Source organism: Mesorhizobium sp. B1-1-5 (assembly GCF_006443065.1).
GTDB lineage: Bacteria > Pseudomonadota > Alphaproteobacteria > Rhizobiales > Rhizobiaceae > Mesorhizobium.
The window spans coordinates 1-1,091 of record NZ_VFWS01000603.1 but is presented as its reverse complement, the minus strand read 5'-3'; the positions used below and the strand labels follow the sequence as shown (position 1 = coordinate 1,091).

The following is a 1,091-nucleotide window of genomic DNA, read 5'->3' as shown; positions in this document are numbered from 1 at the left end:
TGGATCAGCGTCCAGGTCGGCGCGCCGCGGCGGCCGTGCTCGAGCGCCGACAGATAGGCGGCGCTGACGCCGATGGCGGCGGCCATGTCCTTCTGGGTGACGCCGCGCTCGGCCCTCAGCGCCCGCAGCCTCTCGCCGAACGGGGTCACGACCCCATCCTCACGACCGGACCCGCCGCAGCCTGACATAGAGCGCGCCCGAGCCGCCATGGTTGCGCGCGGCGTGGTCGTGACTGGAGACCAGCGGCCGGAACGCCGGCGTCGACAGCCAGGCCGGCACCGCGCGGCGCAGCACGCCGTCGCCGCCCGACGAAGAGCCCTTGCCGGTGATGACCAGGACATAGCGGATGCCGCCGGCATGCGCGCGGCGCAGGAAGGAGAACAGCAGCGAATAGGCTTCGTCCTGCGTCATGCCGTGCAGGTCGACCCGGCCTTCGATGGGCAGCCTGCCTTTCGACAATTTGTCCAGCGTCGGCTCGTCGAGTGCATGGGAGACATGCTGGGCCTTCGGCTTAGGCGCGCCGGCCGGACCGGCAACGGGCCGGGCTTGTTGCGTCGGCGCCGGCTTCGCCTCGATGCCGAAATCCGGGACAGGCACGGCGGCCTTGCCCTTCAGCGGCTTGGCCGTGCGCGCCACCAAGTTCCACAGCACCCGGTCGTCCTCGCTCAACCTGTCGCTGCGGCGGGTCATGGCTTCGAACCCGAGACGAGCGGGCGCGGCACCAGCGCGTAGAAATCGGCCGGATTGCGCACCACGCCGGCGATCTCGCCGGCGGCGTCGCCCGAGCCGGCGAAGAGATCTCCACGCGCCGGCCCGGTGATGGCGGAGCCCGTGTCTTGCGCGATCATCAGGCACCGGAACGGTTTTGCCTCGAAAGCCGTCAGCGATGGCGCGTCGATGTAGAAGGGCGTGCCGAATGTGTGCAGCAGCCGGTCGACGGCGATCGAGCGGCCCGGCGTCAACGGCACCTTGGCGGCGGCGATCGGCCCGAGCGTTGCGTCCTCGACCGCGGCCTCGCGGAAGAAGATATAGGAACGGTTCTGCCACAGGATCTCGTCGACCCGATCGGGATGCGCCTTGAACCAGGCGCG

The 1,091-nt window shown here is 70.4% G+C and carries 3 protein-coding genes; all 3 read right to left on the bottom strand.

What is annotated here, in order from left to right:
* A partial coding sequence (locus FJ980_RS33680) for a helix-turn-helix transcriptional regulator (protein ID WP_140547671.1) occupies nucleotides 1-149 on the bottom strand: 149 nt, incomplete at its 3' end.
* Nucleotides 150-159: 10 nt separating this feature from the next.
* The gene (locus FJ980_RS33675; RefSeq protein ID WP_140524472.1) at nucleotides 160-690 is read right to left on the bottom strand and encodes a Smr/MutS family protein; all 531 of its coding nucleotides are present in this window, start codon (nucleotides 688-690) and stop codon (nucleotides 160-162) included.
* The coding region (locus FJ980_RS33670; protein ID WP_181181421.1) for an MltA domain-containing protein at nucleotides 687-1,091 on the bottom strand (405 nt) is incomplete at its 5' end. The genes FJ980_RS33670 and FJ980_RS33675, both read right to left, overlap by 4 nt.